This window comes from Petralouisia sp. (assembly GCF_056822245.1).
The window spans coordinates 21,177-30,122 of the sequence record NZ_JBQIOP010000049.1 but is presented as its reverse complement, the minus strand read 5'-3'; the positions used below and the strand labels follow the sequence as shown (position 1 = coordinate 30,122).

Below are 8,946 nucleotides of genomic sequence, written 5' to 3'. Positions count from 1 at the left end.
TTCTTTTGGAAAAATTTCAGGCTGGGAATGCGGAATATATTGCTTTTCCCAGTCTGCCTATGTTAAAATCGGAATAATCAGAAAATCGGAATAATCGTTATAGCACGCATCCACTAATATATTTTTGATTGTAATGTCCTTCAGTTCATCTTCCGTAGTTTCCGTATCTTCTGGGTGGAGTGCTCGGTATAACTGAATCAGGTATTTTTTATCTTGAAATAAATTTGTGAAAATGCTGTCTTTAATCGTATATTTTGCAATCTCTGTTTTTCCATTCTTTCTTCCTTTCATCCCAGCTTTCATAGCGGGGAAATAATCAGGTGTCATCTTGGTTTCATTATACAAAAAAACATCCTATATTCAAGTGTGATTACTTGCTGGTTCATTGAATGACACTGTTTCCAATCCTGACACATATTTCATCGGTAACAAAATTTCTGACACTAATTTTTTGTAAATTTACGCTTTTTATGAGCGAAGATGAAAAGACAAAGTGCCGGAAATCCCAAGAAATAGGCACTTACGGCACTCTGCATAGACAAATGAAAGCCACACCATAATAAGTATCGGAAATCATGCAATTCTTGACGCCAATAATCAGAAATTTCCTCTATAAAAGTCAAAATCTCATCATAGTTTGCTTGCATGATGAATTCTGCTCATTTAATTAATATATGCGGGCTGCAAAACGATCTGGGATAATGGTTATGCAGCTTGCATATCAATTATCTTATATAATGTGTGAAGAATGCTGTCTCATTTATCATTCCCTAATTTCTCAAGCCCGCCTTTTATATCTTTAGCACATGAATTGTCCGCTTTTCCAACAATTTCTGACAAGTACCTATGTGTTTCTTCCTCCGTAAATTCTCCTAAATCCCTCATATTTAACACACCAAGGGCAAGAGACATCAATTCTGGGTTTTTCTTTGCCCACAGTTCTATGAGTGCTTCACCCGCAGTCACAGAGCTGACAGTAACAATAAAATTTTCTCCATCAACGGATTTGATAAATATAGTGTCTGTTTCATCATCTAATGAAATATCCATAAATATTGTGTCATGCTCGTTCAAAATTTCAAAAAGGAAGTCTTTTAAATCGTCTTTATGCATGATAATTCTTTCCCCCTTACAATAACCAATATGTTTTCAATAAATCTGCTTTTTTTCTGTTTCGGCTTTGTATTTTCTGTATTCATTTTTTATGATAACTTCAAATTCTTCCAGTGCTATCAAAGCAATTTCAATATAAACGGATAACGGATTCTCATGATACCACTTTAATAGGAGTTTTTCATCACTTTCCAATTCATCATATGACAATTTTCTTGTTTGATCTTCTTCCATAAATAGCACCTCATTCTCAATTCGAATGTTATACTACTTTATACTACTTTACAAGATATGTCAATACAAAAGGCTATACAATGGTATATTATATCAAAAAGGAGTAGCATTATGAAACCGCTTAAAACAAAAGTAAGTATCACACTTGATTCAGAAATCATAGACGAAATTAAGATTTTAGCAGAAGAAGATGATAGGTCATTTTCGCAATATATTAATCTTGTCCTAAAAGAGTACTTAAAAAAGAGAAAAAAAATAAAGTAAAATAGTCAAGGGGTATTCCAAGAAAATATATTTAGGATATTCCTTTTTTTATCTAGCATTTATCTCATGAATTCAGATTATTCAGTAAATTTCACTTGCCCCATAAGTATCATATAGTAAAGGGGAACCGAAATCTTTGATATAAACTTTGATATGCTTCCATTTTGCAGCCACCCAAAAACAAGAATCCCGGAAAACCAAGCTATAGAAAGGTTTTCCGGGACCCAGAAACACTATTTAACTTATTCCCATTCAATGGTCCCGCAAGGCTTCGGCGTTAAATCATACAGCACACGGTTCACGCCCGGCACTTCTGTCGTAATTCTGTCCGTGATATGTTCCAGAAGCTCAAAGGGCACATTCTCCACTGTGGCTGTCATTGCATCTACCGTATTCACTGCGCGCAGGATAACCGGATAAGCAAATGTTCTTGCGCCGTCCTTTACACCCACCGAACAGAAATCAGGCACGGCCGTAAAGTACTGCCACACTTTTCCTTCCAGTCCGTTCTTCGCAAATTCTTCCCGCAGGATTGCATCTGATTCACGCACAATTTCCAAACGGTCACGGGTAATCGCGCCAAGGCAGCGCACACCCAGTCCCGGGCCCGGAAACGGCTGACGGTAAACCATGCCGTCTGGCAGGCCAAGGGCCTTTCCTACCACACGTACCTCGTCCTTATATAAGAACTTCAGCGGCTCCACCAACTCAAACTGCAGATCCTCCGGCAGCCCGCCCACATTGTGATGAGCTTTCACGCCATCGCTTTCAATAATGTCCGGATAGATGGTTCCCTGGGCCAGAAATTCTATTCCCTCCTGGTTCCGCGCTTCCTCCTCAAATACACGAATAAATTCTGTGCCGATAATCTTACGCTTTTTTTCCGGATCAGCCACATCTGCCAGTTTGTCCAGAAAACGATCTACTGCATCCACATAAATTAAATTTGCGTCCATTTGATTCCGGAACACATCAACAACCTGCTCCGGCTCGCCTTTTCGCAGCAAACCATGATTTACATGTACGCAGACAAGCTGTTTTCCAATTGCTTTAATCAAAAGCGCTGCCACAACGGAGGAGTCCACACCGCCAGATAAGGCCAGCAGCACTTTTTTATCTCCCACCTGCCCGCGGATGGCAGCTACCTGCTCCTCAATAAAGGGCTCTGCAAGAGCCGTGGTGGTGATACGCTCCATATTTTCGGGTCTCTTATTATTTTCCATGATTCATCACTCATTCCTTTCACTTTATTCACTCATCAGCCAGGCCGTGAACAATAACAATATCCTATTTGTTTTCTCTCATTACCCGGCAGGGATTCCCATACGCTATGGTATGATCGGGAATATCTTTTGTAACAACGCTTCCTGCTCCAATTACAACATTATTTCCAATGGTTACCCCGGGCATAAGAATGGCACCGCCGCCAATCCATACATTATCTCCGATCGTAACCGGCGCTGTCTGGGTTTTGCAGAATTCAAACGAACCGTCCTCTTTTGGTTCTCCAAAACGTTCTGACGCATTTGTGGGATGAAACGCTGTATAAATCTGCACGTTTGGGGCAATCAGGGCATTATCCCCGATGCGGATGATATTATCATCTAAAAACGTACAATTCATATTCACTTCACAATTATTTCCGAAATAAATATTATTGCCGTAATCAACAAAAAACGGCGCTGTGATCCACAGGTTTTCACCTGCTTTGCCCAGTAATTCATCTAAAATCTTTCTTTTTTCTTCCAGCTCTGCAGAATTGATTTGATTGTAGTTTCTCACCAGATCTTTCGCTTTATGCCATTGCGATAATAGTTCCGGATCTCCGCAGTCATACAACTGCCCTGCTAACATTTTTTCCCGTTCGGTCATTATTTTTCCTCTGACTGCATGATCCATGCAATCCTTCTTCCGTATGTAATCTGTAAAATGATTTCTCTATTGACGCTTTACTGCAACATGGCAGGTAACTGTCTTGTCTCCCAATGTCAGAGTAATATCTGTTTCCCCTTCTCCGACCGCTTCCACTGTCACATATGCGCTTCCCTGCGCCACATTCTCTATCCTGGCCACATTCTCATTCCCGCTTTTCCAGATCGCCTCATAGTAATCTCCGGCATCAACCGGATTGGCATCATAAGACAGCATCATTCTGTCCCCCGGCTCCAGGCTCAGGCTGCTCTCGCTCAATGTCAGTTCTGTTACTGCCGGTTTCGTCACTGTCACACGGCACTTCGCCGTCACACCGCCGATGGAAACTGAGACTTCTGCGCTTCCTTCTTTCTCCCGGCTTCTTAAAAGAACGGTATGATCATACTCATCCAGGGAAGCCTCCACAACAGATGTATCTGAAGATTTTACAAAAATATCATAATATTCCATCACATTTGACGGCGCGGCGCTGACTTTAAATTCTTTCTCCGTCCCGTATTCCATCTGCAGAGAATCTTCCCCCAAAAGTATCTTTTCCACTTTGGGTTTTTTCACCGTAACCTTGCAGGTATATTTTTTCCCATGGGCTTTGGCTGTGATTTTAGCGGAACCCACCTGTCTGGCAGTGACTTTTCCCTTGCTGACTTTGGCGACGGAAGAATCACTGGAGGTCCATTTGACTGTGTGTTTACAGCCGGACAATTTCAGCTTTCTGGTCTGTTTTAAATCCAAAGTAACATTTTTCGCATTCAGTTTGGGTGCTTCCACTGTCACTTTGCACTTCTTCGACCCGGCATTTGCCTTTGCTGTGATTAATGCGCTGCCCTTTTTCTTTGCTGTCACTTTTCCGTTTCCGGAAACGGATGCCACCGACTTTTTAGAGGAGCTCCAGGTTACGGGCCCCGCCCCATTGCTGACCCTCAATTTGTATGTCTGCCCTTTTACCAGAATGACAGATGTTTTATTGATTTTCATAGGCTTGGGCGCTGGTGCAGGTTCCGGTGCAGGGGCCGGGTTTGGAGCTGGTGCAGGTTCCGGCGAAGGCGTATAATTGCTTCCGAAACATTTGCTGCAGGGCGTTAAGCCCCTGGCCAGCGCATTCGACAGAGTGGTGGGCGTATAGGTGCCGTTTCCGCATTTATAGGCATGATATTTGGAGCCTGTAGGCGTCACATACACTGTCTGCTCTGCCTGTACAATGCTGACATTGCTGTAAGCTGTGCCGCTGACTGACAGAATCAGCGCTGCTGCCCATATCAGAAATCGGAACTTGAATTTTTCTCTTGTTTTTTCCATGTTACTCCTCCTCTTTTGTATGCAGAGTATGAATCTTTTGCTGTGAAAAACTGCTACCGCACTCCGCCAATCAGCTCTCCGATATCCTCCACGCCATTCTGCTCCATATACTCCCGAATGCCTTTCACAATCTCCATGGTAACCAGAGGATTATGGAAATTAGCCGTTCCCACAGACACGGCGGTGGCTCCCGCCAGAATCATCTCCAGCGCATCTTCTGCCGTGGATATTCCGCCCATTCCGATAATGGGAATCTGCACTGCCTGGGCCGTCTGATATACCATCCGTACCGCCACAGGATGAATGGCAGGCCCGGAAAGCCCGCCGGTTTTATTGGCAAGGGCAAAGGTTCTGCGGTGAATGTCTATTTTCATGCCGGTGATGGTATTGATCAAAGACAATGCGTCTGCACCGCCTGCTTCCGCCGCTTTAGCCATCTCGGCAATATCGGTGACATTGGGGCTTAATTTCATAATAATCGGCTGTTTTGCGTATTTCTTCACTTCTTTTGTGATGGCTTCCACAGATTTGGGACTCTGGCCGAAAGCAATGCCCCCTTCTTCCACATTGGGGCAGGAAATATTGATTTCCAGCATATCCACCGGCTGTTCCGCCAGACGCCTCACCACTTCACAGTAATCTTCCGCGGTTCTGCCGCAGACATTTACAATAATTTTCGTATCATATTTGGTCAGAAAAGGAATATCCCGCTCTACAAACAAATCAATCCCCGGGTTCTGCAGCCCCACTGCATTGAGCATTCCGCCGTATGTCTCTGCAATCCTGGGGGTGGGATTCCCCTCCCAGGGCACATTGGCAACTCCTTTTGTCACCACCGCCCCCAGTTTATTCAAATCTACAAATTCCGCATATTCCGCTCCGGAGCCGAACGTTCCTGACGCTGTCATTACCGGATTTTTCAGCGTAACGCCTGCCAGCTTCACTTTTGTGTTCATTAAAATTCTACCTCCTCTGCACGAAATACCGGACCTTCCTTGCAAATCCTCTTGTTATTCACATTGGTATGGCTGTCTTTTTCCCTGGATTTGCAGACACAGCCCAGACATGCGCCGATTCCGCAGGCCATCCGCTCTTCCAGTGAAACCCAGCATTCAATTTTCTTCTCTTTGGCATAGGCTTTCACCGCCCGCAGCATAGGCCCGGGCCCGCAGGCGTAAATAATTTCCGCATCCAGGCCGTTTTCCCGAATGGCGTCCAGTACATTGCCCTCCACGCCGTAGCTTCCGTCCTCTGTGGCCACATACAGTTTCCCCTGCTTTTTAAATTCTTTCTGCAAAAACAGGGAATCCCGGTAGCCTAAAATAATCTGCTTCTCACACTGGAGCTCTTTTGCCAATTGAAGCATAGGGGGAATTCCGATGCCGCCCCCAATCAGAAATGCTTTTTTCTCTTTTAAGGGAAAGCCGTTGCCCAAAGGCCCTACCACCTCCAGGCTGCCGCCGGTTCTCATACCGGACAGCTCCTCAGTTCCTTTTCCTGCCACACGGTACACAATCCGAACGGCCTGATCCTCCCTGTCTATTTCGCACAGACTGATGGGGCGGGGCAGAAGCCTGCTCCCTTCCCGGCAATAGATGGACAGAAACTGCCCCGGTTTCGCCTTTCCTGCAATCTGATCTGTTTTCAGCCACATACTGTAAACTCCGTAGGAAATCTCTTCCTGACGGATAATAACTGCCTGTTCTTTAAATTTGTCTGCCATATCCTTCTCCTGAATCTCATTCTGATACAATATGAATCAAAGCATATTCTGCAATGCTCCCTCGATGTCTGTTCTCATATCTTCCACTGCCGCCCTGGATGCTTCTCCAAAATGCTCCGGCCCGAATTTCACATAGGCTTCCTGCTTGTAAGCCGCGATAATTCCTCTGGAAGAATTAACGATTGCTCCCAGGCCGTCCTCATTAAAGAAATGAACCAAATCGGCGCCCTTGCCGCCCTGAGCGCCGTATCCAGGCACAAGAATATAGCTTTTCGGCATAATTTTCCTTAAAATCTTACCCATTTCCGGATAAGTGGCCCCTACCACCGCTCCGATATAGCTGTAAGATTCTCCCATGCATTCCGCGCCCCACTGGGCTACTTTTTCCCCTACGTGCTCATACAGGGGCCTGCCGTCAATCAGCCTGTCCTGAAATTCTCCGCTGGAAGGATTGGAAGTTTTCACCAGAATAAACAGTCCCTTTTGTTCCTTTCGGCACACGTCTGCAAAAGGTTTTACCCCGTCTGTCCCAAGATACGGATTGACGGTAATGAAGTCCTCCTCAAAGGGACGGTATGTTTTGCTGCCTACTGTTACGGTTCCGATATGGCCCGCCGCATAAGCGGCAGAGGTGGAGCCGATATCTCCCCGTTTTACATCACCGATTACCACCAAATCTTTCTCATGGCAGTAGTCCACGGTTTTCTTAAAAGCCGCAAGGCCGGGAATTCCAAACTGCTCATACATGGCAATCTGAGGCTTTACCGCAGGAATCAAATCCCAGGTATGATCCACAATCTCTTTATTAAACTGCCAGATTGCTTCCGCCGCGCCCTCTAACGTCTCTCCTTTCTCCTGAAATGCTTTTTTCTGAATATGCTCCGGAATATAATCTAACATGGGATCTAAGCCCACTACAATGGGAGCATGGGTTTTCTGAATCTTCGCTGTTAATTTGTTAATCATGTCGGACCTCTCTTAAATTGTGAAGTGTTAAAGTAAATGTAAAGTTTTAAAGTAAATGTAAAGTTTTAACGTAAACCTGAACGACCTTTTACAGTTCCGGGCTCTCGTATACAATCCTGCCTGCCACAATGGTTGCCATCACCATCCCCTTCACCTTTTTTCCGGCAAAGGGCGTGTTTTTCCCTTTGGAACGGAACTGGGCCGGATCAATGACAGATTCTTTTTCTGGATCGAAAATCACAAGATCCGCTGTTTTGCCTTCTTCTACCACGCCTTTGTCCAGTCCCAGAATCCGTGCAGGATTATAGCTCATTTTCTCTGCCATCTGCATCACGGTAAGCCAGCCCTTGTCCACTAATTCCGTCATGGTCAGTGACGCCGCCGTCTCCAGGCCCACAATCCCAAAGGGCGCTTTGCGGATTCCCACTCCCTTTTCAATGGCTGTATGGGGCGCATGGTCTGTGGAAATTACATCCATAATATCTGCCTTCAGCCCTTCCCGCAGCGCCTCCACATCTTCACTGGTGCGAAGAGGGGGATTCATTTTATAGTTGGCGTCATCCTCTTTGATATCGCTGCTTGTCAGTATAAAATGATGGGGACAGACTTCCGCTGTCACCCGGATTCCCTCTTTCTTGGCCATTTCAACCATTTTCACACTGTCCTTTGTGGAGCAATGGCACAGATGAAGGGCTGCCCCTGTCTCTTTTGCCAGTACAATATCTCTGGCTGCTATGGTATCCTCCACCGCATTGCTGATGCCTTTGAGACGCATTCTCTCGGTAACGTTATCTGCATTCACCACGCCGCCGTTTACCAGATTGATGTCTTCGCAGTGGGCCAGTACCGGAATGTCATATTTCATGGCCAATGTCATGGCCTCCCGGTACAGCTGGGCGTCCATGACGGATTTCCCGTCCTCGCTGATGGCCGGAATCCCCGCCTCCACCATTCCCTCAATATCTGATAATTCTGTACCCCGCTGCCCCTTTGTGACGGCTCCTGCCTGAAGCACCTGAGCCAGTCCGATATTTTTTGCCTTGTTATGCACATAATTCACCACATCGGCATTATCCACTGCAGGCTTGGTATTAGGCATTGCCACCACCGTAGTGAACCCGCCGCGGACTGCCGCTTTTACTCCCGTGTCCACCGTTTCTTTATGCTCCATTCCGGGATCACGCAGGTGTACATGCATATCTATAAATCCCGGCATTACATAGCAATTTGCCGCATCAATCGTGCGGTCAGCCTTTATTGTCTGTTTGGGCGCAATTCTCTGAATCACCCCGTCTTTCACGAGAACATCCGCTTTTGCCTGTGTCTTGTCTCCCGGATTGATTACCGTTCCATTCTTAATTAGAAGCAACATACCTGTCTCGAATCCTTTCTGAAAATCATTCCTCTGTATTTCTTTT

At 45.5% G+C, this 8,946-nt stretch carries 11 protein-coding genes; 1 reads left to right on the top strand and 10 read right to left on the bottom strand.

From position 1 onward, the window contains the following. Window positions 1-57: 57 nt before the first annotated feature. The 3 genes from ACTO17_RS16165 to ACTO17_RS16155 form a co-directional block, all read right to left on the bottom strand. The gene (locus tag ACTO17_RS16165) at window positions 58-291 is read right to left on the bottom strand and encodes a hypothetical protein (RefSeq protein WP_482558653.1); all 234 of its coding nucleotides are present in this window, start codon (window positions 289-291) and stop codon (window positions 58-60) included. A 465-nt stretch (window positions 292-756) separates the two neighbouring features. Continuing rightward, window positions 757-1,113, bottom strand: coding sequence for a hypothetical protein (locus ACTO17_RS16160; protein ID WP_482558652.1), 357 nt, complete (start codon window positions 1,111-1,113; stop codon window positions 757-759). Between the two features lie 36 nt (window positions 1,114-1,149). After that, window positions 1,150-1,347: a hypothetical protein gene (locus tag ACTO17_RS16155; protein WP_482558651.1), complete on the bottom strand. Its 198-nt coding sequence runs from the start codon at window positions 1,345-1,347 to the stop codon at window positions 1,150-1,152. A gap of 111 nt (window positions 1,348-1,458) precedes the next feature. Between ACTO17_RS16155 and ACTO17_RS16150 the strand changes: the two genes are divergently transcribed. Continuing rightward, entirely contained in the window at window positions 1,459-1,611 is a 153-nt protein-coding gene (locus ACTO17_RS16150) for a toxin-antitoxin system protein (RefSeq protein ID WP_172535518.1), read from the top strand. Between the two features lie 242 nt (window positions 1,612-1,853). Here the strand turns inward: ACTO17_RS16150 and guaA are convergent, their stop codons facing one another. From guaA to ACTO17_RS16115, 7 genes are all read right to left on the bottom strand, one after another. Then, window positions 1,854-2,807 (bottom strand): glutamine-hydrolyzing GMP synthase, encoded by a 954-nt coding sequence (gene guaA / locus ACTO17_RS16145; protein ID WP_482558655.1) that lies wholly within the window; start codon window positions 2,805-2,807, stop codon window positions 1,854-1,856. Window positions 2,808-2,898: 91 nt separating this feature from the next. Continuing rightward, entirely contained in the window at window positions 2,899-3,483 is a 585-nt protein-coding gene (locus ACTO17_RS16140) for a sugar O-acetyltransferase (RefSeq protein WP_172535519.1), read from the bottom strand. A gap of 66 nt (window positions 3,484-3,549) precedes the next feature. Beyond that, window positions 3,550-4,839 carry an Ig-like domain-containing protein gene (locus ACTO17_RS16135; protein WP_482558650.1) on the bottom strand — a complete coding sequence of 430 codons (1,290 nt, stop codon included), beginning with the start codon at window positions 4,837-4,839 and terminating at the stop codon, window positions 3,550-3,552. 53 nt (window positions 4,840-4,892) lie between these two features. Continuing rightward, window positions 4,893-5,795: a dihydroorotate dehydrogenase gene (locus tag ACTO17_RS16130; RefSeq protein WP_482558649.1), complete on the bottom strand. Its 903-nt coding sequence runs from the start codon at window positions 5,793-5,795 to the stop codon at window positions 4,893-4,895. Continuing rightward, a complete protein-coding gene (locus ACTO17_RS16125; RefSeq protein WP_172535514.1) occupies window positions 5,795-6,562 on the bottom strand; it encodes a dihydroorotate dehydrogenase electron transfer subunit in 768 nt (255 codons plus the stop codon). The genes ACTO17_RS16130 and ACTO17_RS16125 overlap by 1 nt, the downstream gene beginning before the upstream one ends. Before the next feature lie 36 nt (window positions 6,563-6,598). Further along, window positions 6,599-7,528 (bottom strand): orotidine-5'-phosphate decarboxylase, encoded by a 930-nt coding sequence (pyrF, locus tag ACTO17_RS16120; RefSeq protein WP_482558648.1) that lies wholly within the window; start codon window positions 7,526-7,528, stop codon window positions 6,599-6,601. 88 nt (window positions 7,529-7,616) lie between these two features. After that, window positions 7,617-8,900, bottom strand: a complete 1,284-nt coding sequence (locus tag ACTO17_RS16115) for a dihydroorotase (protein ID WP_482558647.1) — start codon at window positions 8,898-8,900, stop codon at window positions 7,617-7,619. Window positions 8,901-8,946: the final 46 nt, after the last annotated feature.

What these genes read in the sequence shown, in the direction of transcription:
- pyrF (WP_482558648.1), bottom strand. Translation starts at nt 7,528, where the DNA reads ATGATTAACAAATTAACAGCGAAGATTCAGAAAACCCATGCTCCCATT.
- ACTO17_RS16150 (WP_172535518.1), top strand. Translation starts at nt 1,459, where the DNA reads ATGAAACCGCTTAAAACAAAAGTAAGTATCACACTTGATTCAGAAATC.
- ACTO17_RS16115 (WP_482558647.1), bottom strand. Translation starts at nt 8,900, where the DNA reads ATGTTGCTTCTAATTAAGAATGGAACGGTAATCAATCCGGGAGACAAG.
- ACTO17_RS16140 (WP_172535519.1), bottom strand. Translation starts at nt 3,483, where the DNA reads ATGACCGAACGGGAAAAAATGTTAGCAGGGCAGTTGTATGACTGCGGA.
- guaA (WP_482558655.1), bottom strand. Translation starts at nt 2,807, where the DNA reads ATGGAGCGTATCACCACCACGGCTCTTGCAGAGCCCTTTATTGAGGAG.
- ACTO17_RS16165 (WP_482558653.1), bottom strand. Translation starts at nt 291, where the DNA reads ATGAAAGGAAGAAAGAATGGAAAAACAGAGATTGCAAAATATACGATT.
- ACTO17_RS16160 (WP_482558652.1), bottom strand. Translation starts at nt 1,113, where the DNA reads ATGCATAAAGACGATTTAAAAGACTTCCTTTTTGAAATTTTGAACGAG.
- ACTO17_RS16155 (WP_482558651.1), bottom strand. Translation starts at nt 1,347, where the DNA reads ATGGAAGAAGATCAAACAAGAAAATTGTCATATGATGAATTGGAAAGT.
- ACTO17_RS16130 (WP_482558649.1), bottom strand. Translation starts at nt 5,795, where the DNA reads ATGAACACAAAAGTGAAGCTGGCAGGCGTTACGCTGAAAAATCCGGTA.
- ACTO17_RS16125 (WP_172535514.1), bottom strand. Translation starts at nt 6,562, where the DNA reads ATGGCAGACAAATTTAAAGAACAGGCAGTTATTATCCGTCAGGAAGAG.
- ACTO17_RS16135 (WP_482558650.1), bottom strand. Translation starts at nt 4,839, where the DNA reads ATGGAAAAAACAAGAGAAAAATTCAAGTTCCGATTTCTGATATGGGCA.